This is a genomic window from Psychrobacter sp. NC44 (genome assembly GCF_904846655.1).
In the GTDB taxonomy this organism is placed as follows: Bacteria; Pseudomonadota; Gammaproteobacteria; order Pseudomonadales; family Moraxellaceae; genus Psychrobacter.
In genome coordinates, this window is record NZ_CAJHBN010000017.1 from 1 (window position 1) to 25,461 (window position 25,461).

Consider the following 25,461-nt stretch of genomic DNA (forward strand, 5'->3'; position numbering starts at 1 on the left):
ACATAGACTAAATTATGTATTGCATTATATACGATCTATTACTCCGTATTGTGCATTATTGTTATGGGGGTATAATAGGAATAAATCTGCTGAACGCTGATAGAGCTGGCATGACAGTTTATTATCCGCCACAAAGAACTGAAATAGCGTATGGCAAGGCGGCAACGCAACTTGATCTGCTTCACCGGGATTCCAACCAGACACAATCAAACGTCTTGAATTGGGATTGGTTTTTATTTGCTCAATGACTTGGGTGATTTGATCGACACCATCATTATTGTAGCTCCCATCTTCACGCTGGCTTGCGCCATAATTGCGCCACTGATGACCATAGACAGGGCCTAAATCACCAGCAGGGCGATTAAAGCGCGCTGTCTGTTCAGCCGTTGACCACTCATTCCAAATGCGTACGCCATTGGCTTGTAGATAATCAACATGCGTACTGCCACTTAAAAACCAAAATAGCTCATAGACGATAGATTTAAAGTGGACTTTTTTGGTGGTTAATAATGGAAAACCGTCGTCTAAATTAAAACGGAGCTGCGCGCCAAAGTGGCTCAGCGTACCAGTGCCAGTACGATCGCCTTTTTCAGTGCCTTCAGTGAGGACAAGATGCAGCAAATCTAGATAGGCTTGCTCATTTTTACACTGCTTGTTGTTACCAATAATGGAGTTGCTCATGGTCATAAAATTGCTCTTCTACGCTATTAAAACGCATAGTTGTATTGTTTTTTAACAGGCTACTTGATGTGAATTAGTGCTTAATAAGCCGACTGCTTACCCCAGTCATAGATACCACGTTTGTAAGCGTATACCAGCATAATGAAACCAATAATAATCATGGGAGCGCTGAGTATCTGCCCTTTGGTCATCCAACCTAGTAATACGAATCCTTGGTCAGCATCGGGTTGGCGGAAAAACTCAATGATGAAGCGGCTGATGCCATAGCCCAATAAAAATACTGCCGATGCTGCCATACGTGGGCGCGGTTTTGATGAATACCACCATAGGAATAGGAATAATAATAACCCTTCAGCAAGTGCCTCATACAGCTGTGAGGGGTGACGAGGTAGCAAATACTGCCCATTTACTTCAAGCATCAACTCTTGCAGCTCAGGGTTGGTTTGCAATTGCTGCATATCAGTAGCAGCTGCTTGCGGGAAGTAGGTCAGCCAGTTGTAGCCACCGTTAGAGACGCGGCCCCATAGCTCGCCATTGATATAATTGCCAATACGACCAAATAATAAGCCTGTTGGCACGCAAGGAACGATAAAGTCCAGCACCTGAAACGGGGTCTTTTTATACTTACGGGCAAAATATAACATGCCCAGTAAGACACCAATCATGCCGCCATGGAAAGACATACCGCCTTCCCAGACTTTGAAAAGGTAAGCGGGGTTTTGTAAAAATTCACCGAATTGATAAAACAATACATAGCCGACACGACCGCCCAAAATGACGCCAAGTGCGCCAAAAAAGACCAAGTCGGACACCATGTCAGTGTTCCAATTATCACGTTTAGTACTGCGATACCAAGCCAGACCAAAGGCGGCGGCAAATGCCAACAAATACATTAGGCCATACCAGTGCACTTCTACTGGACCCAAAGACAGCGCTACAGGATCGTACTGAGGATGTATCATCATAAAGGCATCATAAATTTGGTAATAGAATGCTGCTCATAATAGCAAAAATAGCCAGTGAGGCATACCAAATTACGGTGAGGCTCATCTCATGGTAACAACTTATCTGCTACGGGTAACATCTAGAAAGAAAGCCAGAAAACCGCTAAGATATAAAAAAGCTGCTGAATATAAATGCCATCATAAATATTGCATCATTATATTTAATGAAGCGTTAGATACTGCGCGCTTGCGCTAATGCACCGTATTAATGGATTAACCGTATTTTTAAGGAATGATTATGCAAGCTAAGTTATCAAAAGTAGCAATATCACCTAAATTTTTACCTTCTAAAAAACAGTTGACGCCACTGGGTTTATTTAGCTTAGCGGCTTTAGCTTTGACTCCTGCTCAGGCCGCGAACAGTAGTATTGAGCAAGTGACCATTTATCAGGGCTTAGCGAGCGTGACTCGTGCGTTACCAATCAATGGTAGCGGTGAGCAGACGCTGGTTTTTTCTTGTCTGTCCCCTTATATCGATAAAGACAGTGTGAGCGTACAAGCAGCAAATGGCATCAATATTGGTGAAGTCGGTATCGAGACTTTAAGCGATGAGCAAGCAGCGCAGTGTCAGTATCAAGGTGAGGCGAGAGTGCAGACACAGCAAGATAATTTGGCAGTTATCAATGCTGAGTTAGAAGCGGCACGCTTAGCTAAAGCTTACTTGCAGAATTTAACCAAGGTCACGCAAATCAGTACAGATGGCACGCTTGCCAATAATGCGCGCGATCTGGAAACCCAAGCGGTCAGTATCAATAAACGCATACTAGAAATTCAGCAGCGCCAAGCCCGTGCACAAGATGCGCTCAACCAACTAATGGCGGGCAGCGCGACTTCCACTCAAAATAGTGTAACTCAAGTGAGTGTACGTACTGCCAGTCGAGTACCAAGCAGTGTAAAACTGCACTATCAAGTACGCGGCGCGGGTTGGGAGCCAACGTATCAAGCAAGGCTGAATACTGAAACCAAGCAATTAAATATCATTGCCTCTGCGGTTATTGCCCAGCAGACAGGAGAAAACTGGCTCGATGTCCCTTTGATGCTAAGCTCTGTCAATCCCAATCAAAACACCACCAGCCAATTACCACGAGTTGAGCGCTTTTCTTTATATGAAGAAGATAGAGAAAATCGGACTATATCTGTACCACCTATGGCGGAAAACATGCCTGTTGTGGTATCTGCAAGAGACAGCTATGGCGGTGCCTCGACACCTAACATGGCACCGCTGCCAAGCTTTACCGTTAGCAGTCAGAATAAAAACGGCATTACCGAATATCGCTTACCGCAGCGTATTAGTATTCCAAGCGATGGCAGGCGCGTACGGACGGTCATTGATGAGCAGTCGGGCAGTAGCAAGCTATGGATTCGTAGTACGCCGAGCGTGGAGGCAGCTGGCTATTGGTATGCATCCGCACCGTTCTTGACACCAGCTTGGGTAGATGGTTCGCTACAGCTATACCGTGATGATAATTATGTCGGGCAGGCGCGCTATAATTATCAAGCGCTCAAAGAGCAAGGTATCGGTTTTGGTATTGACCCTAATACTATCGTAAAGCAGATAGCTGATGAAGATAAGCAAGGTGATAAAGGCGCATTTAATCGCACGCAAACCTTGACTAAAACACAAGCTTATCAATTTACCAATCAGCACAACCGACCTATGCATTTACAAGTATTAGGCAGTGAGCCGATTAGCCGCGACGATAGTCTTAAAGTAACCATCACTCATACACCGCCAGTGACTGAGCGTGACTGGAATGACAATAAAGGTATGGTTGCGTGGGAGTTCGATTTACCAAGTAAACAATCGAAAGTCATACAGTCGACCTCTCAGATTAGTTATCCTGCTAGCAAAAACTTATCAGTAAACTAATTTGTCAGTGAACTAAGTTCACACTTAAATCAAGCTTGGCTGTTCGCTAAGCAATGACATGTTATTAAGTATATTTTTAGTAAAATTAGGAGTCTTATGTGTATTGTCGCCATTGCTTGGCAACTCTTTGATGAGCTGCCTTTGGTGTTATTGTCCAATCGCGATGAGTTTTTGCAGCGTCCGACAGAACTGCTACATCAATGGGAAGATAAGCCTGTTTTTGCAGGACGCGATGTACAAAGTGGCGGTACTTGGCTAGGTATTCATCAACAGCCCCATCAAGCCAATCATCAAGGTAGTCATCAATACAGTCATCAAGTGCCTCAAGAATATTATCAGCAAAACGGACGTTGGGCTGCGGTATTGAATTTTCGCGATGGCGTGCAGGCAAGCTCTGATGAGCGCTCACGCGGGGCGCTAGTCACGGATTTCTTAACCAGTGATATCAGCCCGATGGAGTTTGCACGGCAGATTAGTTTGCAAAACTATGCTGGGTTCAATCTCATTATTGGTGATATGACACAAGCCGTTATTGTCAATAATCGTGGTCATGCTCCTATGCCACTATATGCAGGACTGCATGTCATTTCCAATGGTCAGCCTGAGGACAGCTGGTTTAAAACTGAAAAGCTGCGAGGCAGGCTGCGCCAAGAAATATTGCCACTAATCGCTGAGAATAGCGAACCTGAGTACTGGCAAGAAGCTGCCTTTGCGGTATTGTCTGACAATACGCAAGCGCCAGTGAATAAGCTGCCGGAGACTGGAGTGGCTGTTGAGATTGAGCAGATTCTGTCTTCTATTTATATAGAGCCTGTCTCTTTTAATCATACGCAAAATAATTTGCCCACTTATGCCACACGTACCCAAAGCATTTTAACCCTGAAATGTCATTCTCGGTTGGCAGATTCAGCAGTAGATGATATTGCTAGATTAGTAAGCCGAGAGTGTCAGCATGATAGTCATAAGTAGCCTATGGGTTTTTAATCTATTAGCTTTTTCATCTACTCTTAATGAGGCTCACGTACAATTTTCATGAGAAGTTTGATACTACAGTTTTAATATCGAACAAGAGAAAATCACCAATCCCTTTATTAAAGAATGGATTTCACTTTAAATTACTATTTATATGGCGTAAGATAAATATATATGTCACTAAAGTTCATACCAGTTGAGTAAATGTTTATAAAACAAGGAGTGTAAAATGAGCATGATGAAGTCACTGATATTTATTGAACCAGGTAAAATTGAAATTGTAGATAAAAAAATCCCTGATGTAGGCCCAAATGATGCCTTGATAAAAATTACGACCACGACCATTTGTGGTACTGACATCCATATCTTTAAAGGTGAGTATGCCGTTGCAAAAGGCTTAACCATTGGTCACGAGCCAGTAGGTATCATTGAAAAGCTTGGTAGCGCAGTCATGGGCTATGAAGAAGGGCAGCGAGTCATTGCTGGTGCCATTTGCCCAACGTTTACCTCCTATGCCAGTCAAGATGGTTTCCCTTCACAAGACGGTGGTTATCTTGATGCAGATGGTAGATGTTCTTGTCACGGTTATAAAGCCACAGGCGGCTGGCGTTTTGGTAATCACATTGACGGTACGCAAGCAGAGTATGTGCTAGTGCCAGATGCGCAGGCCAATCTATGTCCAGTGCCAGATGGACTGACGGATGAGCAAGTGTTGATGTGTCCTGACATTATGTCGACAGGCTTCAAAGGCGCAGAAAACGCCAATATTCAGATTGGTGATGTGGTTGCTATATTTGCACAAGGCCCTATCGGTTTATGCGCTACTGCTGGGGCAAGGATTAAAGGCGCGTCACTGATTATCGCTGTCGATGGCAATAATGAACGTTTGGCCATGGCAAAGAAACTGGGAGCAGATATTACTCTAAACTTCACAGAAGTTGACGTGGTGGATGAGATCATGAAAATCACTGGTGGTCGTGGGGTGGATAGCAGTATCGAGGCGTTAGGTTTACAGTCTACGTTTGAGCAATGTCTCAAAATATTAAAACCAGGCGGTACACTCTCAAGCTTGGGTGTGTATTCTGAAGATTTAGTCATTCCAATGGCTCATTTCGCCTCTGGTCTTGGCGATCATACGATAAGAACGGCTCTCTGCCCAGGAGGTAAAGAGCGTATGCGCCGATTGATGAATGTCATCGAGTCGGGTCGAGTGGATTTATCAGAGATGGTGACGCATACCTATGCCTTGGATGATATCGTAGAGGCCTATGACTTGTTCATGCATCAGCGTGACGGCGTACTAAAAATTGCTATCAAGCCATAATTATTCCGAAAGATATAATCGCTATATAATAGAAGAGCCTGCATCTAAAGGATACAGGCTCTTCTATTACGTGTTACTTTTAATCAAAATGTCAGTTTATCCTATCAACAAGTGATTGTCTTGTTCAGGAATAATCAGCTCTTGTCTTAGAGGTAGCTCAGGCACTAGCTCCTGCAAGGCACGGCGATAAACGCCTCGTTTAAAATGAATCACTTGTCCAAGTGGGTACCAGTAACTGACCCATTGCCAATGATCAAATTCTGGTTTGCCCTCATCAAAGCGGATATGTTGAGTGTTCGTCTCATCTAAGCGTAGCAAAAACCACTTCTGTTTTTGCCCAATACATAAAGGGTGCTGTCCATGCCGCACATAGCGTTTTGGCAGACGATAACGCAACCAATCTTGCGTCACTGCCAATAAGTCTACATGACGCGGATGCAGGCCGACCTCTTCCCAGAGCTCGCGATACATCGCATCCATCGGCGTCTCCCCACGGTCGATACCGCCTTGTGGGAACTGCCAAGCGTTGTGACCAATACGTTTTGCCCACAGAACCTGCCCTTGTGTATTTGCCAAGATGATGCCGACATTGGCGCGAAAGCCGTCTGCATCTATCATGATTAAACCTTTTTAATTTATTTAAAATAGCTTATTTTGAGCTAGAACCGTGACAGCAATCATAATTATTATAAGGTGATGGTTGTCGATATTAGGTCAAAATAAGATTCATTACCGTTATTAAACCAAGAAACAAGCAAAATGTGTAACAGTATTTTGCTATAAAATGTTTCACGAGCTTAACTGTTTAAAATCAACCAGTTATAATTAAACTTTTGTAATGTTTTTTGGGGAACCTTACTGCAAAGATAGGTCCGAACTATAAGAGGATAGGTTTGAATAATAAACAGTAGGCGGTGTATGAGTGTTAATTCACTGCTAAGAAAATTTTAGTAAAAAGGTTTAATTGAAAATAAGGCTGCAAAAGACAAATAGGTGAGCCATTCATAATGATAATGATTTTGGATGATAAGGGCTCGATAAAATGTGCCATTGGCTTATGCTACACTAGCCAAGTAAAACATATTGCCAGAAAATAAAAATCGGGCAACGAGCTAATTAAAATAAGGAATGGTCAAGATGTCAGAGTCAAAAGCAAGTGTAACGTGGCAAGAAAAAAAAGCATTTATGGGCGTGTCACCATCAGGGCATAATGTACAGATCGATGCCGATAAAGAAAAAGGCGCAAGTCCGATGGAGCTGATTCTATTGGGGCTTGGTGGGTGTGCTAGCTATGATGTGGTAGCAATTTTACAAAAATCGCGCCAAGAGGTGACAGACGTACGTTGTGAGCTGACTGCTCAGCGTGCTGAAACTGTACCAGCTGTCTATACTGACATTCACATGCATTTTGTAGTGACAGGACAAGATGTCAAAGAAAGCCAAGTAGAGAAGGCCATAAAACTGTCCGCAGAAAAATACTGCTCGGCCAGTAGAATGTTGGTACAAGGTGGGGTGAACGTCACCCATGATTTCGAAGTGATTGCAGGGTAGGGGCAAGTATACTAATGAATGCACTTCTGGAATTAGTCTCTGATACCGCAGCGTCCGCCATTTGGGCGATGGTCGTAGCAAGTTTACTACCGCTTGCCATGGCATTGACAGCGAAAGCTATTGGCGGCTTTAATTTGGCTGACAATGCCCATCCACGTGATTTTTTACAAGGTACGACGGGCGCGGCTGCACGTGCTAACGCGGCCCAGCAAAACAGCTATGAAACTTTGCCAATATTTTTGGCAGCAGTACTGACGGCGATGCTGTTCTTCGTACCACAATCGATCATCAATATACTGGCTTGGTCATACGTGCTGATTCGTATCGGTTTTTGCGTGGCTTATATTACTAATTTGGCGACGTTTCGCTCCATACTTTGGGTGTTATCGATTGCCTGTTGTTTGATGCTATTCTATTTAGCGATTAGAGTGAGTGTTTAATCTTATTCGTTAGACAGATTGGCTTTAAGATAGTGCTGTTTTAAAACAGATTGCCTTTAAGATAAAAGCAGCTATTATTGGCGCACACTGGCTTGCAGTGCACTAATGATAGCTGCTTTATTTTTTTCTCTTTTAATACTGTCCCATAAAAATTTTGCTTCGCTATAGCCTTTGATGAGCATTGCTAACCACTGCTTGTAACGACCAACCAAGATAACTTCAGTTTTAGCCTGACCTTCCAAAAATCTTATCTGATGGGTGACCATCGCTTCCCACGACAACGTTGCTGCATTTAGCATGGCATCATCTGAACCGCAATCCACGCGAGCAACCAAATCGGGACGGGTAACCGCGCCGCGACCTAACATCAAATGTTCTGTACCAGCTTGAGTCATACAGTTTTGCGCGTGCTCGGCATTCCATATTTCACCGTTGGCAATGACTGGAATATCTAGCGTGTTAAAGCTCTGGATTTTGTCCCAATAGGCTGGTGGTTTATAGCCTTGGGTTTTGGTTCGTGCGTGAATGGTTAGCCAATCAGCACCACTGTCTTCAATCACAGCTTTGATATCATCCATGCGGCTGGTATCGGTATAACCTAAACGAATTTTGGCTGATACTGGAATATGAACGGGAACAGCTTGCCGCACCGCGCTGATAATCTGATACATGGTTTCGGGTTCATCCAACAATACGGAACCACCACGGTGGCTATTGACCGTCTTGGCAGGGCAACCAAAGTTGATGTCAATCGCCGGCGCACCAAGCTCGGCAGCATAAGCAGCATTTTCTGCCATGAGTTGCGCTTCACTACCGAGCAACTGGATATGAATAGGCGTGCCAGAGGCAGTTTTAGCATCATGACGCAGTTCTGGAACGTATTTATAAAATACATGCGCAGGCAATACGTGCTGAGTCACACGGATAAATTCGCTAACCGACCAATCATAAGGGCGACCCAAGTCCGATGCAATTTGCGTGAGAATTTGACGCATCAATGGGTCGGTTAAGCCTTCCATTGGAGCGAGCAGGCGGACGGGACTGGCGAATAACTGACGGATGGTATTTTGACGTATTTGAAGTTGCTGATTAGTATTCATGCTTGTTGTTCACTGCTAAAAGGGTGCTATTAAAGGATTGCCATAAAGACAGGTAGGCTAGAGGTTTAGAGTGGCAAATACAGAGAGTGACTAACTGAGAAAAATTAAGTATTACCAAAAATCACTTTTTTGCCTGTCTGCAAACCTGATATCAAGTCTTTAATATTATGGATGTCCAAATTGCTCTGGGCACGTGTGCAAGCGACGTAGAGCAAACGCAACTCTTCAGGGCTTATTTTGACCGCATTGGTCGTCACATCATAATAGAAATCATCGTCCAGCTGTACCTTTCCCCATTCGAGCCCTTTCGCCTTATGGGCAGTAGAGATAACATAGTCAGCATTTTCGATACTGGTGAGACTATTGACCGCTTGGCTCAGGACATTGGTGCCATGATCATCGACCAATTTCACCAGTGTTTTTAGATCACTGCCTTCATTGGTTTCAGAATACTCTTGTACATCGCCCCAATTATAAAAATATGCCAGTTCAGGTACACCGTACGCCGATTTACCATTCTTTAAATTTTCGGCTGCCTGACAAAATTTAAGCATACGATCGGTATCGGCTTGTAGCGCCACGCGGTGTCCCAATTTTAATCCAGTTAATAATTGCGACATTGCGGCGGCATTAGTGCGGCAAAGGATGGCATCTTTTTTACTATGTGCCATACCCTTATCAGTAGAAGATTGCTTATTCGGATTGCCTTTTAACGGGACGTCTTCTTGCAATGCTTTGAGCAAAGTATTGGCAATCTCAGCAATCGGTTCGCCAAAACGAAATGACTGGGTCAATAAGGTTTGTGGTAAGGGTAGTTTTTTCATCGCATTGACTGCGCCGCGCCATTCATAAATCTGCTGATGAGCGTCACCCACATAAATTACTTGCCGTGGCTGCTGGGTCAAAATTCCCATCATCAAGGGATCGGCATCTTGCGCTTCATCAAACAAAATAAAATCAGCGGGAATACTGGGTTTAGACAGTGCCCATAATTTAAGATAAATATCATGCCCGATACCAGCAGGATGGCGTGCATCAATAGACTGTAACCAGCGCTGCTCAACAGCAGGGTAGAGCATTTCACGCAGCTGCTCGGCATCAGAATCATCGAGCCAGCTGGGAAACAATATATGTCTAGGGGCAGGATAACTGGCATGGGTACTACAAAAATTGCTGACAGCATCACTGACGAATCGCGATAGTCGGGCTGGAGTGAGAGTAATATATTTGTTTATACCATCCATTTGCCGACGTACTTGGACGGGCTGCAAACCCAAATCATCACCCAGACGTTTGGGTGAAAAACGCGGCAATGACAGCTTAGCAGTGATATCGCGGGCGACATGCCGATAAGCAAGCGAATGAAAGGTGCGACATTCCACATGCGGTGGAAACTTTGAGCGTGCATCATTGGCAATCGTCTTGTTAAAAGCTAAATATAAGCCACGTCCACGCAAACGCTCACCAATCAGTTTTAAGGTCGTCGTCTTACCAGCACCCGCATAAGCCACCACTTTAAATGACTTGTGATCCATCGCCATGTTAAGCGCGCTCAGCTGCTCATCAGTGGGATCGCTCATATAAGCTGGCATAGATGCAGACATAAAAAATTACCTAAAAGAGTAAAACGGATCAAAAATGACGGGGGTAAAAAAAGCCACTGCATAGACAATGGCTGACTCATCATGTGCACTTGCAAAATGCTTGCAAGCGCATATGACAATAATACAAAAACTCATAGAAAATAAAGGTAGAAATAAGCAGGTTATAGTAACAGATTAGCGCGTTGGCTGTTTTTGGAATAAGTATCTGATAAGTGATGTTATTCTTTATTTAACCCTGTATCGCTTGCTAAGGCAGGACTGTGTTCTTCTTTAATTAATACTTTTGCTAAAAATAATCCTAGCTCAAACAACAACCACATCGGAATGGCGAGCATCAACATCGACACCCCATCAGGCGGTGTCACGACCGCAGCAACGGCGAAACAGCCGACAATAATATAACGGCGTTTATCTTCTAAGCTCTGAATGGAGACGACACCCGTCAATATCAATAGCAAGGTGACGACTGGAATCTCAAAGGTTAAACCAAATACCATAAAGAGTTTGAGTGCAAAACTTAAATAACTATCGATATCGGTCATTGGCAAGACGTTCTGCGGCGCGAACATAATAAAGAATTTGAGAACGCCTTTGAGTACAATAAAATAAGAGAAAGCCACACCCGCATAAAATAAAAATATAGAGGACATTAAAACGGGAATGGCGATTTTTTTCTCTTTTTTATATAAACCGGGTGCGACAAACGACCAGATTTGATACAAAATGTAGGGCATTGCAAAAAATGCAGCGACAAAAACAGTCAGGCGTATCGGTGCCATAAAGTTGGAAGTGATATCCGTCGCGATCATCGTTGCGTTGGCAGGCAACTGGGCAACCAATGGGTTGGACAAAAAATCATAGAGCTCGCGTGAAAATCCGACCAAGGCCAAGAATATTACCAGTACCGCGACGCATATCTTTATGAGATGTCTACGTAGGTCAATTAAGTGCTCAGTAATGGGCATATCACCAAGTGAGCTTAGGATATCGCCAGAGTCCTCAGTATTGCTGTCGACATTACCATCAATGGTAGCTGTTGAGGTCTCGATATCTGAATCCGCGACTTTTTCTTGACGGCTTTTTTTACGTTTAAATAAGCCCACTAATGACTCTCCTGCTCATGAACAGAAGCCTGTTTAGGTAAAGGACTGTCTATATGGCTGTTTAGTAAGATATCGGCTTTATAATTTGGTAAGTAGGGCGGTTGCGGCAAACGACGCGCTTTATCATAAGCACCAAGACGAAACCACATATTTTCCCACGGTCTAGTTGTGATGGTTTGAGACACTGGATTGGCGTTATCGTTACAGTCAGTTTTTAGACTATCATTATCACCTTGTGCCGATGACTGCTCAGGGCTTTCTGGTTTCTCAGCCTGTCTATTACTGTCATAGGCGTAGTCAAACGCTTTTGGCTGCACTGGTCGATTATCATCATTCTCACTACTGGCTTGACTACTTTGACTAGGCGTATTGTCATCCCCTGGATCAGGCGATGCTTTTAAATGCTGGTTTTGCGAGGATTCAAACTCTTGCATACTGCCGCGCATTTCCGCCATCTCGCGCCTCATATCTGCTTCAGTCTGGCGAATTTTGGCCAGCTCTTTTTGCATAAGCTGGCGGGTCTCTGCCAAATCAAGCTCAGCTTCGATTTCAGACTGCAGGGTGGATACCGTGCGGCGAATTTTGGCATACCATTGCCCAGCGGTACGCGCTGCCTGTGGCAGTTTTTCTGGGCCCAAGACGATTAGGGCGATAACACCAAAGAGGAGTAGTTCAGAAAAGCCGATATCAAACATAATGTTCCGATGTTACTGTCTAAAAGGTCACTGTCTAGATGCTATACATTATGCGTATCATCAACCTTGGTGGTTGTTGGGCGCTCTTCAGTGTGTGCGTTGCCATCATGATCGAGCACCACCTGCTTTTTAGCATGCTCGGTATTTTCGTCTTTGACCGCTTCTTTGAAGCCTTTGACTGCGCCGCCCAAATCTTTGCCAGCATTTCTAAGCTTTGAGGTGCCAAATACGACCACCACTACCACCAATAAAATCAGCCAATGCGTAATAGAAAAACTACCCATAAAGGTATCCTTGTGTCTTGGTTTTCAGTCTTTGTATGCCTACTTTGGGTGTATCGAATATCGTTATACTCAATAAACAGCCTCGGCATACAATGCGAAGTAAAACAGAGCTATATTATAACCTGCACTTGTGACAAAAAGGTGAAATCAACAATAATCAAACAGGGCAATGGCCAAGCTTATAGAAACTATCGAGCCGCCTTTTCATCGATACCTGATAGACCAAAACGTCGACCTAGCTCATTTAATACCGCATCCGACTCAATATCGAACCACGCCAGTCCTACTAATGTATGAAACCAGACATCGGCCACTTCATAGATGAGCTCATGACGAGCGTCATCGTATTGCGCTTTATTGCTATTTTCGTCGCAATTGGCAAAATCTTTGGCGGCAATGATACTTTCAGTACTCTCTTCGCCAACTTTCTCTAGAATTTTATTTAAACCCTTTGCGTATAAGCTTGCCACGTACGAGCTATCCGCATCTGCATGTTTACGCTCTGCCAATACACCGTCAAGCTGCTGCAAAATAGAGCGATTGGTAGTGTCGTTGTCATGGTGACTGTGATTGGCATCTGAAGGGATTACAGCGTGAGCCTGCGTCTCGTTAGTTTCAGGAGTGGCTTTTTCTGCATCGCTTGAATGATAAATATCAGCAGGGTCTTTTAATACCTTATCGACGGTTTGCCATTCAGGCGTTTGACCCGACAAATCTAAACGCTGATAGAAGCAAGACTCGCGACCAGTATGGCAAGCGATACCGCCAGCCTGAGTGACACTAAGGACAATCACGTCTGCATCACAGTCCAAGCGAATATCATGTACGGTCTGAGTATGACCCGATGACTCGCCCTTATGCCACAATTTGGCACGTGAGCGCGAAAAATAAACCGCTGTCTGCGTTTGCGCGGTTAACTGTAGTGCTTCGGCATTCATCCAAGCCATCATCAAAATACGCCCAGACTTATGATCTTGAGCAATTGCAGGAATCAAACCATCATCATTAAATTTTATGGCAGCCAGCCAAGCAGGTAAAGTCATAATATATCTGTCTTCTTGTTTATATAGAAATCAAAGGGGAATAAGTGAATCGTAACGGATTCTATTTATGGTCTTAATAAAAAAGCGGTTGGCGTTAGGGCATGTCCTCAATATCAAATCCTGTAGAGATGTGGGTAAAGCGCTTCTTTCATAATTTTATCAAGCGCAATCGACTTATTGAGGCGAAAGTCATAGTTGACAAAATGCTGCCGCGCCTTGGCTACTGTTTCTCCAGTATGCATACGGGTAATTTTTATCACTATAGTGCCACCCTTATCGTATAACGGCTCAACGCCTACTTCAAATAATAGCTCTTCACGCGCCCGTATGCGACTGACAATACTTAGCTGTAACTCATTGATAATTAAACCGTGATAATCTGCATCGATCTCTTTAATTCCTTTAGAGTAAAAAAATCTTTGCCGCGCCTCACATAGCAACGCCGTCAATGATTCGAGCGTCAGGTACTGAGCCATATCAAGCTCAATATGACGCACACGCATCACTGTTTCAAAGACAAATATATCGTTATCAAAGTCTAATTCTTGTTTTGACACGTTATCTCCTAGATTGATTGCAGGCTATGAGTGCTGCTAATCATGGTGTAGGTTGGTAGCGTCATCATCGTACGATAGACGCTCGATAAGTGTGATAAATAACTTTGTATTATTAATGCTCAGCTTATACTAAGGTTTAGTCTCTACTTAAGCACAGCTTAAGCTGACATTCAATCTATTTGGCGGTGAATCCGCAGTTTTATGAGTGTTTTGACTAAAATCTTTATAAATGGGCTCATACCCATTATCCACTGTCATGCCTACTAGGGCGTGTCCTCATTTTAAAAATGATGATAAGAATAAGATAAATTGCAGTCAAACAAGGAAAATAGCGCAAATAATATCGAGATATGAATCAGCTATTTGACTTAGCTTGGCAAAATTTAACCGTTTTTAGTCCATTTGGTTGCTTTCGTTCAGATTGAGGACACGCCCTAGGCGAGGCGTAAAAGTTTCCTTGGCAAAACAGCGCATTATCTGCTAAAATACCGCCTCCCACCTCGAGGCAAATAGAGGTTTAGTGGGTGTTTTTACAGCCACTATTCGTTATTAACTATTTGACGACCAGGTTCTATCAAAGACAAAGAGGCAAATCATCATGAAAGTTAAGATGAAAACCAGAAGCGGTGCAGCTAAACGCTTCAAAAAAACAGCGAACGGCTTCAAGCGTAAGCAAGCAAACAAAAGCCATATCTTGACCAAGAAATCAGCTAAGCGTATTCGCCAGTTGCGCGGTCTAAAGATGGTGGACAAGTCTGACGAAGCAGCAGTTCGTCGCATGTGCCCATACATCTAGTAGGCTATCGTCATTTATCTTTAATTAAGTGCTGTTTAATTTATAGCGACTGGATTAAAAATATCTGACTTTGCAATCTGATAGCGATGTCTACTATTCGATGACATCGTGATTCGTTTAATAATGATTAAAGAAATCTTGGAGTAATTTATGGCCCGTGTAAAACGTGGTGTACAGGCGAATCGTCGTCACAAAAAAATCCTAAAACGCGCAAAAGGCTACTACGGTGCCCGTTCACGTGTTTACCGCGTAGCGGTACAAGCAGTGACCAAAGCTGGTCAATATGCTTATCGTGACCGTCGCAACAAAAAACGTACTTTCCGTCGTCTTTGGATTGCACGTATCAATGCTGGTGCACGCTTAAACGGTTTAAGCTACAGCCGCTTTATCAATGGCATGAAATTGGCTAACATCACTGTCGATCGTCGCGTACTTGCTGACATCGCTATGCATGATGCAGCGACTTTCACAGCGTTGGTCGAAAAAGCAAAAGCGGCATTAGCATAAATATTAACCTTCCTTTAGGGTTGCTGCTTGTTTAGTCAGAATTTACAAGTAGTTATCTATATGGACAGGGATAATATTGATTAATAGTATGATATTAATAAAAGCTACCGCTGGTCGGTGGCTTTTTTTATATCACATTATCTAATGTTACCGCATTTTTTGAGCACCAGCGCTAAATATGCTTTTTTGAGATAGCTTTTATTATCGTCTAAATATTCAAGCCATTCATATCACTGGTATTATTTTTGAATGACTGGGTAAATGGTTTGCAATATTTGGTCAAATCCCTACAATTACCAATCACTATTATTAATGGTCCGTTTAAATCAGGAAGAATGCATCTTATGACTACCCCTGCTGCTACCACCGATTTGTCGGCGCTACCGACCTTGTCCACAGAGCTAAGCGAGCTTAATGAAGCTCAGCTAAATGAGTTGGCCAGTGCCGCTGAAGCCTTGGTTCTACAAGTCACTGATTTGCGTGCGTTGCAAGATTTGCGTGTGCAATTGACCGGTAAAAAGAGCTCATTAACTGGCTGGTCAAAGCAGATGGGTAAACTCAGCAGCGACGATAAAAAAACCTACGGCGGCTGGTTACATCAAGTCCGTAGCCGTATTCAAGATGCGTTGACAGAGCAGCAGCAGCAGCTAGAAGTGGCTGCACTAAATGCTAAGCTTGCAAGCGAAAGTATTGATATCACCTTGCCTGCTCGCGGTGGTGAAAAAGGTCATTTGCATCCTGTGACCATGATTACCCAGCGTATGCAGCAGTATTTTATACAAGCAGGTTTTAACGTTGCTACTGGTCCTGAAGTCGAAAGCGACTATTATAACTTTGAGGCGCTCAATATTCCGTCGCACCATCCAGCACGCGCGATGCACGATACCTTCTATTTTGATGCGCATTATCTGCTGCGTACGCATACCAGCCCCGTGCAAATTCGCACGATGGAAAAGAATGAACCGCCTATTCGCATTATTTGCCCAGGTCGCGTGTATCGCAATGACTCGGATCAAACGCATTCGCCGATGTTCCATCAGCTAGAAGGTTTAATGGTCACTGAGTCGAGCACTTTTTCTGAGTTAAAAGGCTTGATTAGTGAGTTCTTGGAAGCATTTTTTGCCAAAGAGCTGACTGTACGTTTCCGCCCGTCATTTTTCCCATTTACCGAGCCGTCAGCTGAAGTGGATATTCTCGATGACAATGGTAAATGGCTTGAGGTTATGGGCTGCGGTATGGTACACCCACAAGTACTGACCAACTGCGGTATTGATGCCGAAAAATATACTGGCTTTGCTTTTGGAATGGGGATTGAGCGCTTCGCGATGTTATATTACGGCATCGATGATTTGCGTTTATTTTTCCAAAATGACGTACGCTTTTTAAAGCAGTTTGGCTAGATTTTATTATTTAATAATACCTCTACCTTTACTCCAAAACCTTTATTATAAAATTCTGATCTGAGATATTTATGAAAATTAGCGAACAGTGGCTACGTCAATGGGTAAACCCCAACAATAGCAGTGAGCAATTGGCCGAACAACTCACGATGGCAGGACTTGAGATTGATGATCGCTATGCGGTTGCCCGTACCTTCAGTGGTGTGGTTGTCGGTGAAGTCATCAGCGTCGAGCAACATCTAGATGCCGATAAACTGCGCGTTACGCAGGTGAATATTGGTGCCGCTGAGCCATTACAAATTGTCTGCGGTGCACCTAATGTCACCGTTGGTATGAAAGCACCGGTTGCGACCGTTGGTGCCATTTTGCCTTCTGATAATGGTGCAGGTTTTGAAATTAAAAACGGTAACCTACGTGGTGTCGACTCTAACGGTATGCTATGCGGCGCGTCTGAAATTGATTTAATCGATAGCATCGATGGTCTGCTTGAATTGCCAGCTGATGCACCGATTGGTATGGATATTCGTGAGTATTTAGGTTTAGACAATCAGATATTAGATATCTCTATCACGCCAAATCGCGGTGACTGCTTTAGTGTACGCGGTATTGCACGCGAAATATCAGTTATCAATGATTTGCCAATGCAGCTGCCTGAGATTCCTACCAATGTGGTAGTTACTGAAAACGCTGCTGGTACTGCTACGCCAGTGGTAACGGTTAGTGCAATTGAAGCGTGCCCACGCTATTTACTACAATTAATCAGCAATATTGATCGTAGCATCGATACACCAAAGTGGATGCAAGATGCACTAGTGCAGTCAGGACTACGCTCGCACAACTTTTTGGTTGATGTGACCAACTATGTATTGATGGAATTGGGTCAGCCGCTACATGCGTTTGATGCTGATACTATCGAGGGCGATATCGTTGTGCGTTTGGCACAGCCTGAAGAAACGATTACTTTATTGAATGAGCAAACCATTACCTTAACCGGTGATGAATTGCTCATCGCTGATGATAAAGGCGCATTGGCACTTGCCGGAATCATGGGCGGTCAGCGTAGTAGTGTGACTGATAGCACAACCAATATTGTTGTAGAAAGCGCTTTCTTTGGTCAGCTAGCTATTGCCGCGCGCGCACGCCGTTTTGGGTTACATACCGATGCCTCACAACGTTTTGAGCGTGGGGTAGACTTTGCGTTACCAGAGCTAGCACTGGCACGCGCTGTTGATTTGATTACTAGCGTTACTGGTGGGCAAGCCGGACAAATAGTAAAAGCAGAAAGCAGTGAGCATTTACCAGCTCGCGCACCGATCACTTTACCAATTGCTAAAGTTCGTGATGTCATCGGTATTGAGATTGAGCCAGCAGTCATGGTTCGTATCTTAACCCAATTGGGCTTTGAGATAGTGCAGCAAGCCGATAGCCTGATTTGCACGCCGCCATCGTATCGCTTTGACATGAGTATTAAAGAAGACCTCATCGAAGAAATTGCGCGTATCTATGGCTATGACAATATTCCAAGCGTGTTGCCGCATTTGCAAGTCAGCATGGATTATGACGATACCGCAGACTTGACACACGAGATGAAGCTCGCGCTGGTCGATAATGGCTATATGGAAGCCATTAGCTTTAGCTTTAGTGACGCAAAAATAGAAGCCTTGCTCGATGATAAAGCTTTAGGAGAAGTGTTGGCACTGGCCAATCCTATCTCTAGTGACTTAGCCGTGATGCGCCGTACTTTGTTATCAAGCTTATTACCTTGCGTGCAGTACAATCTCAATCGTCAGCAGCCGCGCGTGCGTTTCTTTGAAACAGGGCTTAGCTTTGTTGGTCAAAGTATTAGTGAATTGGTACAAACGCCAAGTATTGCGTTAGTAGCAGTTGGCGATGTCTGGGACGAGCAAGCGTATCAAAACCGTGCGTTAGACTTTTATGATCTTAAGCATGATATTGAGCAGTTATTACCTGCACAAATGGATAGCGCCCGTATTCGCTATGAGCGCAGTGAGCTTGCTTTCTTGCATCCGGGTCAAAGTGCTAAGCTCTATATTGATGATGAATATGTCGGTTGGTTGGGTCAGTTGCATCCTAACACGGCTAAGCAGTTAGATTTGCCAGCTACGTGGGTTGCTCAATTATCACTTGCGCCATTACTGACCCTTGCCCGTGAGCAGCATACCATCAGCACCCCGAGCAAATTTCCACAAGTACGCCGTGATATTGCCATTTTAGTAGATAGTGAGATCAGCTTACAGACATTAGAGTCGACGATACGCACGGCAGCTGGTGAGCTATTGGCTGATCTGTGGCTGTTTGATGTGTATCAAGGCGACAACGTGCCAGCTGGTCAGCGCTCATTAGCTTTTGCGCTAATATGGCAAGACAATGCACAAACGCTATCTGATGACGCCATTAAAACCGCGACTGACAAAGTGGTACAAGCACTAACTGAGCAACATGCTGCAAAGTTGCGTGACAGCTAACATATAACTCTTATCATAGACATGCTCTGTAGCCTCACTCTTAAAGAGGCTATAGGGCATTGCTATTTATAAGAATTATGATTTTATAAAATTTTTATCCATAAAAATAGTTAAGTGGTTATTAATAAAGGATTTTAAAGCAGTCTTTGTTAAAAAGAGGTTAGAAAACCTTTATAATAACTAGCATTAACCCTCATACCGCTAAACCATGATATTCGACATCACGACATAGCATAGGAGTCGTACTGTGAGCACCTTAACCAAATCTGACATGATTGAGCATTTGATGAGTCATCTTGACCTAACACGCCAAGAAGGCCGCTGTTTGGTAGAGAATTTCTTTGATGAATTGTCAGAGAGTTTAATTGATGGCAAAGAGGTCAAGCTTTCAGGCTTTGGCAACTTCGAGCTTAAAGATAAAAATAGCCGTCCAGGTCGCAACCCTAAGACAGGAGAGCCAGTCGCCGTATCAGCACGCCGCGTGGTGACTTTCAAAACAGGGCAAAAATTCCGTCAACAAGTTGATGAGCGTCTCTTTGACGAGTAGCAGTAACTGTCAATCGTATAAAACTGAACATATAAATATATCATGACTTCATGATGGTTGTTAAAGTTACGCTTTATTATTAATGTGAGATGGTTGATCTACATTTGATCAGAGATCATTAACTATCATATTTAGCTATTAATAACCATGAACGATGGTAAATGACACGCACAAAAAAAGAGAGCTTAGGCTCTCTTTTTTTTACTACAGTATTTCTATCATATAAACGATAAAATTACTGAGCTGGTTCTTCAATAACTACAACTTCGTCAGCTGCGTCTACAGCTGGAGTTTCGCTAGCTACGTCAACGCTAGTAGTAGTACCGTCTACAGGTACTTCAGCATCGATTTCGTCAGTAGCAGTAGCAACTTGAGCATCAGCGATGTCAGCTTCAGCTTCAGCAACAGCAGCGTCAGCATCAGCAGTTACTTCGCCTTCAGCAGCAGCTTCGTTTAGCTCTTCTGATGCATCTTGCACTTCTTCTTGTGCGTCAGATAAATCTTCAGCAGCGTTTTCTTTGTTGCTGTCACAGGCAGTAAGGCCCATAGTTGCAGTCATGATACCAGCTAGAGCAAGTAATTTTAAGTTCATAAGGTTTTCTCCGGGAAAATGAAATGATCAGTAGCAGCAAAAAAGGTTGAAAGCTGAGATTTCTCAGAATTCAACTAGTCTTAGTTACAGCTACTCAGCTTTCACGCATTCTATAGGATTTCTATATAAATAGAAATAGGCTGTACAATTAAGTAACAATAAAATTGTAAATAGTGTTTTACATCATTTATTCGTTATAATTTTTAATACAACGAGCCAAATTAATAGACGTATAATCAATGACATCAACCTATTCTGATGACTTTTTCAATGTCTTGATTTCTACTATGCTTTTTAAGCATCTATTGTATCTATTAGGGGTTTAATAGTCATTACATGTCTTGATTAATGCAATATCAAGAGCCTAGTAAAGTAGCATTCGTCAAAAGTACTTTGAGATTACTTACTTGTTAGAAATCGGATTTGATCAGAAAATAAAGAATTGAGTCAAAATTACACTATATAAAAAATCATCAATACGAGTAGCAATATATATCGTATATTTGAGGAATGAAACAATGAAATGGCAAGGTAGACGCGGCAGTTCCAATGTGCGCACCAGCAGTGGTGGTGGCAAAATGATAGGCGGTGGTATCGGTGGTATTATTATTGCTGGCATTTTATGGCTGGTATTTGGGGTAAATCCAATGACCGCTTTACAGACGGGTCAAGTAGTAGCAGGCGGTGGCAATAGCAGTGCCTCTACCGAGCCTGCGACAAGTAACGATCGAGATACGCAGTTTGTCAAAGTAGTATTGGCTGATACTGAAGAAGTTTGGCATCAGATATTCAAAGAAGCAGGCAGCACCTATCAGGAGCCATCATTGATTCTCTTCAATGGTCAAATTAGCTCAGCCTGCGGCAGTGCTAGCTCCGCGACGGGCCCATTTTATTGCCCAGGCGATCAGACTGTCTATCTAGACAAATCTTTCTTTGTAGAAATGCGCCAAAATCTCGGTATCACGGGTGATAAGCAAGGCTCTGGCGACCAAGATAATCAAGGTAAAGCGGGTGATTTTGCACAAGCTTATGTTATTGCACATGAAGTTGGTCACCACGTACAGACGTTGTTAGGCATCAGCCAGCAAGTTAATGAGGCCAGCCGTCAAGTCACTCGTGCACAAGCCAATAAGCTATCAGTACTACAAGAACTGCAAGCTGATTGTTTTGCTGGGGTTTGGGCACAACGCAACCAAGAGCGTGTACAGTTTTTGGAGGCAGGTGATATCGATGAGGCCATCAATGCCGCTGGTCAAATCGGTGATGATCGTTTAGCGCGTGCTAGCGGTGGAGCAGTCGTACCTGATAATTTCACTCATGGCACCAGTCAGCAGCGTGTTCAGTGGTTCACTCGTGGTTTGGAAAGTGGCAACGTACAGTCTTGTGATACTTTTAGCGGCGCGCTATAAGTGTACTGAATATCATGATAAGCGGATTTACTTTCAACTCATGAGTTAGAAACAAAAAAGCCTGCAATATCGATTGCAGGCTTTTTGTATTTTAGAGCGTTTTAGACATATTCAATGGATTTAAAATACAAACAGTTGAAATGCTTAAAAACGGTCTTGATAGCACCAAATAATCATTTAGTGATTATCTGCTGTTGTTAAGAATGTAAGCACCAGCGCCACCTACTGCAGCACCACCAAGTGCGCCACGAGCGATGTCTTTGCTATCGCCGCCACTTCTAATAAGTGCACCAGCAGCAGCGCCGGCAGCAGCACCTTTAGCGGTATTGCTCAAGCCACTATTGTATCCATTAGTTGCACAGCCACCCATGATAAGGGCAGAGCTAGTAAGGGCAGTCATTGCGATAGTTTTAGCAAATTTCATAGTATCACCTGTTAGGTTATCAAGTTAGTTTATCAAAATCAAAATACGATATTTTTATTACCACTAATTTTAATACCGATAGTAAGCTGTATTAAAATATTTGGGCAAGTATCTTAGAATAATCTATTGTGCTACCGCAAGACATACAAAGGTCTGCATTAGTAAGGATTACATCAAGGATGTTAAATATCTCGAAAATTATACTGCTATTAACACGTGATAGCAGAGTATATCTATACTGGCTCCTATACTAACCCATATAATAATTTCTAGGCGTAGTAAAAGCGCTAAGCTTTGCAAATAGCCTGTAAAGGATGTTTCTCCACTGTATCGTTGGTAGGGGTTTTGCTTAGGGTTATTGTATTTATATTGATAGTAAGCTAACTGTTTTTGAAAATAGCACTTTTGGCGTTTAATCGTTAGGTGTTAAGGTATGTTCTCATTTCTATTGCCATTTTTTATATATTCAGGACATGCCTGAATATATAAAAAATGAATACAAAACGAAAAGACCGCACGAGTGCGGTCTTTTCTACTTAAGTTGCTTATTTATTGAGTATGGGAAGGCAGCACGGATCTATCATTAGTTCTGTGATTTACGTTTCATCTGCTCAAAGAATTCGTCATTAGTTTTCGCTTCTTTTAAGCGGTCTAGTAAGAACTCAGTGGCTTGTACACCATCCATCGGCTGTAATAGCTTGCGTAAAATCCAAACCTTGCGCAGTTTATCTTCATCAAGCAGACGCTCTTCACGGCGTGTACCAGATTTTTTGATATTAATCGCAGGGAAGACACGTTTTTCAGCCAGATCGCGCTCAAGCGTAATCTCTTGGTTACCAGTACCTTTGAACTCTTCAAAGATAACGCTGTCCATTTTACTACCCGTATCGATAAGCGCACTGGCAATAATGGTCAAACTGCCGCCTTCTTCAACATTACGAGCAGCACCGAAGAAGCGTTTTGGGCGCTCTAACGCATTGGCGTCTAGACCACCGGTTAACACTTTACCTGACGACGGAATAACTGTGTTGTAAGCACGCGCCAAACGAGTAATCGAATCCAGTAAAATAACCACGTCTTGTTTGTGCTCGACCAAACGTTTGGCTTTTTCAATAACCATTTCAGCGACTTGTACATGACGCTGTGGCGGCTCATCAAAGGTAGAGGCAACCACTTCACCGCGTACCGTACGTACCATTTCGGTGACTTCTTCTGGACGCTCATCAATCAATAGGACGATTAAGTAGCATTCAGGGTTATTACGAGTAATCGACTGAGCAATGGTTTGTAGCAGCATCGTTTTACCCGCTTTTGGCGGTGCGACGATGATAGAACGCTGACCTTTACCAATCGGCGCGATTAGGTCGATGATACGACCCGTCAGATCCTCAGTAGTGCCGTTACCAAGCTCGAGTTTTAAATGCTCAGTTGGGAATAGAGGTGTCAGGTTTTCAAAGATAAGCTTATGGCGTGAGCGATCTGGGGTATCAAAGTTGATTTCACCAACTTTCAATAACGCAAAATAACGTTCAGAATCTTTCGGTGGACGAATCGTACCAGCGATACTATCACCCGTCTTCAGACTAAAGCGGCGAATTTGGCTAGGGCTGACATAAATGTCATCAGGACCGGCTAAGTATGAGCCTTCTGATGAGCGCAAAAAGCCAAAACCATCCGGAAGAACCTCAAGTACGCCGTCACCATAAATGGCTTCACCGTTCCGCGCATGGGTTTTTAGGATAGCAAAGATGATGTCTTGTTTACGGCTACGCGCCATATTATCAAGACCCATTTCTTTGGCGATAGCCAATAGCTCAGCGATTGATTTTTTCTTTAATTCAGTAAGATTCATAGATAGGTCATTAGCAATTGATCAGATGAGAGATGCCATTAGCAGCACAAGTCACGACAGTGATTAAAACAACGATAGTATGGTGATAGAGGGTGCGTGCACAGAGCTGGATTTATGTAGTTTGGATATTACGTGTCAGCTTATATACGAATTGCAATCGTTTATGCAAGGTAATAAGAAATAAGGATAAAGAAGTCTACATAAGAGTCTGCGTCAAAAACTCAATATCAGTAATTGTGTTTAGTCATTTCGTTCAGCAATGGTGTTTATAACGACGATTGTGTTTTTGTTGATAAACACGAGGAGAATAGCGATAAGACAGTTAGGAAAACCGTTAGTTTTCTGTTGTCAGCAGACTATACGGTCTTCACAATAGTATTGTCAATAAATTTTGCCAAAAAAGTCGTCTAATTGAGTTTTTTGCATAAAAAACAAGCAAAAAAGCCATTATCTACGTTAGATAATGGCTTTTTCGACGGTGTTGCTGTCTCTTTAGAATGCTTATGCAAAACGAGCAAGTCTCGACTTAGAGATGCTTGTCTAACACTTTTGCCAATTCAGCTTTTGGCTGTAGACCCATCACTGAGTCAACTTTTTCGCCATCTTTAAAGACAAATAGTGTTGGGATATTACGGATACCAAAACGGCTGGCCGCTTGTGGGTTGCTATCCACATCAACTTTGACGATTGTAACTTTACCTTGGTACTCAGTGGCTAGATCTTCTAAAATAGGGGCGATTGCTTTACAAGGACCACACCATGCTGCCCAGAAGTCTACCAATACTGGCACATCTGATTGCAATACGTCTTTGTCAAAGTCGGCATCGGTAGTATGTAAAATAAGGTCTGACATAATTTATCTCTCTTGTTTTATTATTTCTATCGCCATCCATCAACCAATATATTTGTTGCATAATAGAATGATGAGTGACCAAAGAAGCGTTTAGAAGTGGTTAAAATGTGCCATTATATTAACATGTTTGCTCGAGGTTAACAGATACAGGCTGGTTAAATTGTTTAACAATTACGATTAGCACAATAAATCGACACATAACGACACAGGCATGGTTTTATCTGTCACTTGATAATACTGTCTGTGTTTTTTGCTCAAAAATAAGCGGTTTATAACACTATATCTATACTCTAATATCTACCACTTAAGACAGCTTTCATATGCAAGCTCATTAATCATTCAAGCCCATTTATATAAGTGCCCATTT

The 25,461-nt window shown here is 43.0% G+C and carries 25 protein-coding genes; 11 read left to right on the top strand and 14 right to left on the bottom strand.

Going from position 1 to position 25,461, the window contains the following annotated elements; translation table 11 throughout:
• Positions 1-24: 24 nt before the first annotated feature.
• Complete coding sequence (gene thyA / locus JMX95_RS11575) at positions 25-687, bottom strand: thymidylate synthase (RefSeq protein ID WP_265089727.1); 663 nt, start codon at positions 685-687, stop codon at positions 25-27.
• Between the two features lie 74 nt (positions 688-761).
• On the bottom strand, positions 762-1,646 hold the full coding sequence (gene lgt, locus JMX95_RS11580; protein WP_087813630.1) for a prolipoprotein diacylglyceryl transferase: 885 nt from the start codon (positions 1,644-1,646) through the stop codon (positions 762-764).
• A gap of 277 nt (positions 1,647-1,923) precedes the next feature.
• On the opposite strand from lgt, the gene JMX95_RS11585 reads away from it, so the two are divergent.
• From JMX95_RS11585 to JMX95_RS11595, 3 genes are all read left to right on the top strand, one after another.
• Positions 1,924-3,555, top strand: coding sequence for a DUF4139 domain-containing protein (locus JMX95_RS11585; protein ID WP_227676057.1), 1,632 nt, complete (start codon positions 1,924-1,926; stop codon positions 3,553-3,555).
• A gap of 96 nt (positions 3,556-3,651) precedes the next feature.
• The gene (locus tag JMX95_RS11590; protein ID WP_201560887.1) at positions 3,652-4,524 is read left to right on the top strand and encodes an NRDE family protein; all 873 of its coding nucleotides are present in this window, start codon (positions 3,652-3,654) and stop codon (positions 4,522-4,524) included.
• 232 nt (positions 4,525-4,756) lie between these two features.
• Positions 4,757-5,851: an NAD(P)-dependent alcohol dehydrogenase gene (locus JMX95_RS11595; protein ID WP_109592130.1), complete on the top strand. Its 1,095-nt coding sequence runs from the start codon at positions 4,757-4,759 to the stop codon at positions 5,849-5,851.
• A gap of 96 nt (positions 5,852-5,947) precedes the next feature.
• On the opposite strand, the gene JMX95_RS11600 is transcribed toward JMX95_RS11595, so the two are convergent.
• The gene (locus JMX95_RS11600) at positions 5,948-6,469 is read right to left on the bottom strand and encodes an RNA pyrophosphohydrolase (protein WP_045452438.1); all 522 of its coding nucleotides are present in this window, start codon (positions 6,467-6,469) and stop codon (positions 5,948-5,950) included.
• Positions 6,470-6,988: 519 nt separating this feature from the next.
• Here JMX95_RS11600 and JMX95_RS11605 point away from each other — a divergent pair.
• Positions 6,989-7,402 (top strand): OsmC family protein, encoded by a 414-nt coding sequence (locus JMX95_RS11605; protein WP_198332640.1) that lies wholly within the window; start codon positions 6,989-6,991, stop codon positions 7,400-7,402.
• A gap of 14 nt (positions 7,403-7,416) precedes the next feature.
• The gene (locus JMX95_RS11610) at positions 7,417-7,842 is read left to right on the top strand and encodes an MAPEG family protein (protein ID WP_201560888.1); all 426 of its coding nucleotides are present in this window, start codon (positions 7,417-7,419) and stop codon (positions 7,840-7,842) included.
• Between the two features lie 74 nt (positions 7,843-7,916).
• Here JMX95_RS11610 and JMX95_RS11615 read toward each other — a convergent pair whose 3' ends face one another.
• From JMX95_RS11615 to JMX95_RS11645, 7 genes are all read right to left on the bottom strand, one after another.
• Positions 7,917-8,942 carry a tRNA dihydrouridine synthase gene (locus JMX95_RS11615; protein ID WP_201560889.1) on the bottom strand — a complete coding sequence of 342 codons (1,026 nt, stop codon included), beginning with the start codon at positions 8,940-8,942 and terminating at the stop codon, positions 7,917-7,919.
• Positions 8,943-9,046: 104 nt separating this feature from the next.
• Entirely contained in the window at positions 9,047-10,546 is a 1,500-nt protein-coding gene (locus JMX95_RS11620; protein ID WP_201560890.1) for a UvrD-helicase domain-containing protein, read from the bottom strand.
• A 218-nt stretch (positions 10,547-10,764) separates the two neighbouring features.
• Positions 10,765-11,649: a twin-arginine translocase subunit TatC gene (gene tatC, locus JMX95_RS11625; RefSeq protein ID WP_201560891.1), complete on the bottom strand. Its 885-nt coding sequence runs from the start codon at positions 11,647-11,649 to the stop codon at positions 10,765-10,767.
• On the bottom strand, positions 11,649-12,344 hold the full coding sequence (tatB, locus tag JMX95_RS11630; RefSeq protein WP_201560892.1) for a Sec-independent protein translocase protein TatB: 696 nt from the start codon (positions 12,342-12,344) through the stop codon (positions 11,649-11,651). The genes tatC and tatB overlap by 1 nt, the downstream gene beginning before the upstream one ends.
• Before the next feature lie 41 nt (positions 12,345-12,385).
• A complete protein-coding gene (gene tatA / locus JMX95_RS11635; RefSeq protein ID WP_011514610.1) occupies positions 12,386-12,628 on the bottom strand; it encodes a Sec-independent protein translocase subunit TatA in 243 nt (80 codons plus the stop codon).
• 188 nt (positions 12,629-12,816) lie between these two features.
• Entirely contained in the window at positions 12,817-13,671 is an 855-nt protein-coding gene (hisIE, locus tag JMX95_RS11640) for a bifunctional phosphoribosyl-AMP cyclohydrolase/phosphoribosyl-ATP diphosphatase HisIE (protein WP_201560893.1), read from the bottom strand.
• A 113-nt stretch (positions 13,672-13,784) separates the two neighbouring features.
• Entirely contained in the window at positions 13,785-14,228 is a 444-nt protein-coding gene (locus tag JMX95_RS11645; protein ID WP_201560894.1) for an acyl-CoA thioesterase, read from the bottom strand.
• A 598-nt stretch (positions 14,229-14,826) separates the two neighbouring features.
• On the opposite strand from JMX95_RS11645, the gene rpmI reads away from it, so the two are divergent.
• From rpmI to JMX95_RS11670, 5 genes are all read left to right on the top strand, one after another.
• Positions 14,827-15,024 (top strand): 50S ribosomal protein L35, encoded by a 198-nt coding sequence (gene rpmI, locus JMX95_RS11650; protein WP_010197866.1) that lies wholly within the window; start codon positions 14,827-14,829, stop codon positions 15,022-15,024.
• 150 nt (positions 15,025-15,174) lie between these two features.
• Entirely contained in the window at positions 15,175-15,531 is a 357-nt protein-coding gene (gene rplT / locus JMX95_RS11655) for a 50S ribosomal protein L20 (protein ID WP_025651520.1), read from the top strand.
• Positions 15,532-15,875: 344 nt separating this feature from the next.
• The gene (gene pheS, locus JMX95_RS11660) at positions 15,876-16,931 is read left to right on the top strand and encodes a phenylalanine--tRNA ligase subunit alpha (RefSeq protein WP_201560895.1); all 1,056 of its coding nucleotides are present in this window, start codon (positions 15,876-15,878) and stop codon (positions 16,929-16,931) included.
• A gap of 71 nt (positions 16,932-17,002) precedes the next feature.
• Positions 17,003-19,417, top strand: coding sequence for a phenylalanine--tRNA ligase subunit beta (gene pheT, locus JMX95_RS11665; RefSeq protein ID WP_201560896.1), 2,415 nt, complete (start codon positions 17,003-17,005; stop codon positions 19,415-19,417).
• Positions 19,418-19,664: 247 nt separating this feature from the next.
• Positions 19,665-19,964: an integration host factor subunit alpha gene (locus JMX95_RS11670; RefSeq protein WP_045445928.1), complete on the top strand. Its 300-nt coding sequence runs from the start codon at positions 19,665-19,667 to the stop codon at positions 19,962-19,964.
• Between the two features lie 235 nt (positions 19,965-20,199).
• Here the strand turns inward: JMX95_RS11670 and JMX95_RS11675 are convergent, their stop codons facing one another.
• Complete coding sequence (locus JMX95_RS11675) at positions 20,200-20,556, bottom strand: hypothetical protein (protein ID WP_045452446.1); 357 nt, start codon at positions 20,554-20,556, stop codon at positions 20,200-20,202.
• A 518-nt stretch (positions 20,557-21,074) separates the two neighbouring features.
• Here JMX95_RS11675 and JMX95_RS11680 point away from each other — a divergent pair.
• Positions 21,075-21,965 carry a neutral zinc metallopeptidase gene (locus JMX95_RS11680; RefSeq protein ID WP_201560897.1) on the top strand — a complete coding sequence of 297 codons (891 nt, stop codon included), beginning with the start codon at positions 21,075-21,077 and terminating at the stop codon, positions 21,963-21,965.
• A 184-nt stretch (positions 21,966-22,149) separates the two neighbouring features.
• On the opposite strand, the gene JMX95_RS11685 is transcribed toward JMX95_RS11680, so the two are convergent.
• From JMX95_RS11685 to trxA, 3 genes are all read right to left on the bottom strand, one after another.
• A complete protein-coding gene (locus JMX95_RS11685) occupies positions 22,150-22,389 on the bottom strand; it encodes a hypothetical protein (RefSeq protein WP_055125335.1) in 240 nt (79 codons plus the stop codon).
• Positions 22,390-22,972: 583 nt separating this feature from the next.
• Complete coding sequence (gene rho / locus JMX95_RS11690) at positions 22,973-24,241, bottom strand: transcription termination factor Rho (protein ID WP_055125334.1); 1,269 nt, start codon at positions 24,239-24,241, stop codon at positions 22,973-22,975.
• A 526-nt stretch (positions 24,242-24,767) separates the two neighbouring features.
• On the bottom strand, positions 24,768-25,094 hold the full coding sequence (gene trxA, locus JMX95_RS11695) for a thioredoxin (RefSeq protein WP_201502828.1): 327 nt from the start codon (positions 25,092-25,094) through the stop codon (positions 24,768-24,770).
• Between the last annotated feature and the right edge of the window lie 367 nt (positions 25,095-25,461).

Excerpts from the sequence above, each read along its gene's own strand:
- thyA (WP_265089727.1), bottom strand. The coding sequence starts at position 687 with ATGACCATGAGCAACTCCATTATTGGTAACAACAAGCAGTGTAAAAAT.
- lgt (WP_087813630.1), bottom strand. The coding sequence starts at position 1,646 with ATGATGATACATCCTCAGTACGATCCTGTAGCGCTGTCTTTGGGTCCA.
- JMX95_RS11585 (WP_227676057.1), top strand. The coding sequence starts at position 1,924 with ATGCAAGCTAAGTTATCAAAAGTAGCAATATCACCTAAATTTTTACCT.
- JMX95_RS11590 (WP_201560887.1), top strand. The coding sequence starts at position 3,652 with ATGTGTATTGTCGCCATTGCTTGGCAACTCTTTGATGAGCTGCCTTTG.
- JMX95_RS11595 (WP_109592130.1), top strand. The coding sequence starts at position 4,757 with ATGAGCATGATGAAGTCACTGATATTTATTGAACCAGGTAAAATTGAA.
- JMX95_RS11600 (WP_045452438.1), bottom strand. The coding sequence starts at position 6,469 with ATGATAGATGCAGACGGCTTTCGCGCCAATGTCGGCATCATCTTGGCA.
- JMX95_RS11605 (WP_198332640.1), top strand. The coding sequence starts at position 6,989 with ATGTCAGAGTCAAAAGCAAGTGTAACGTGGCAAGAAAAAAAAGCATTT.
- JMX95_RS11610 (WP_201560888.1), top strand. The coding sequence starts at position 7,417 with ATGAATGCACTTCTGGAATTAGTCTCTGATACCGCAGCGTCCGCCATT.
- JMX95_RS11615 (WP_201560889.1), bottom strand. The coding sequence starts at position 8,942 with ATGAATACTAATCAGCAACTTCAAATACGTCAAAATACCATCCGTCAG.
- JMX95_RS11620 (WP_201560890.1), bottom strand. The coding sequence starts at position 10,546 with ATGTCTGCATCTATGCCAGCTTATATGAGCGATCCCACTGATGAGCAG.
- tatB (WP_201560892.1), bottom strand. The coding sequence starts at position 12,344 with ATGTTTGATATCGGCTTTTCTGAACTACTCCTCTTTGGTGTTATCGCC.
- tatA (WP_011514610.1), bottom strand. The coding sequence starts at position 12,628 with ATGGGTAGTTTTTCTATTACGCATTGGCTGATTTTATTGGTGGTAGTG.
- hisIE (WP_201560893.1), bottom strand. The coding sequence starts at position 13,671 with ATGACTTTACCTGCTTGGCTGGCTGCCATAAAATTTAATGATGATGGT.
- rpmI (WP_010197866.1), top strand. The coding sequence starts at position 14,827 with ATGAAAGTTAAGATGAAAACCAGAAGCGGTGCAGCTAAACGCTTCAAA.
- rplT (WP_025651520.1), top strand. The coding sequence starts at position 15,175 with ATGGCCCGTGTAAAACGTGGTGTACAGGCGAATCGTCGTCACAAAAAA.
- pheS (WP_201560895.1), top strand. The coding sequence starts at position 15,876 with ATGACTACCCCTGCTGCTACCACCGATTTGTCGGCGCTACCGACCTTG.
- pheT (WP_201560896.1), top strand. The coding sequence starts at position 17,003 with ATGAAAATTAGCGAACAGTGGCTACGTCAATGGGTAAACCCCAACAAT.
- JMX95_RS11675 (WP_045452446.1), bottom strand. The coding sequence starts at position 20,556 with ATGAACTTAAAATTACTTGCTCTAGCTGGTATCATGACTGCAACTATG.
- JMX95_RS11680 (WP_201560897.1), top strand. The coding sequence starts at position 21,075 with ATGAAATGGCAAGGTAGACGCGGCAGTTCCAATGTGCGCACCAGCAGT.
- JMX95_RS11685 (WP_055125335.1), bottom strand. The coding sequence starts at position 22,389 with ATGAAATTTGCTAAAACTATCGCAATGACTGCCCTTACTAGCTCTGCC.
- rho (WP_055125334.1), bottom strand. The coding sequence starts at position 24,241 with ATGAATCTTACTGAATTAAAGAAAAAATCAATCGCTGAGCTATTGGCT.
- trxA (WP_201502828.1), bottom strand. The coding sequence starts at position 25,094 with ATGTCAGACCTTATTTTACATACTACCGATGCCGACTTTGACAAAGAC.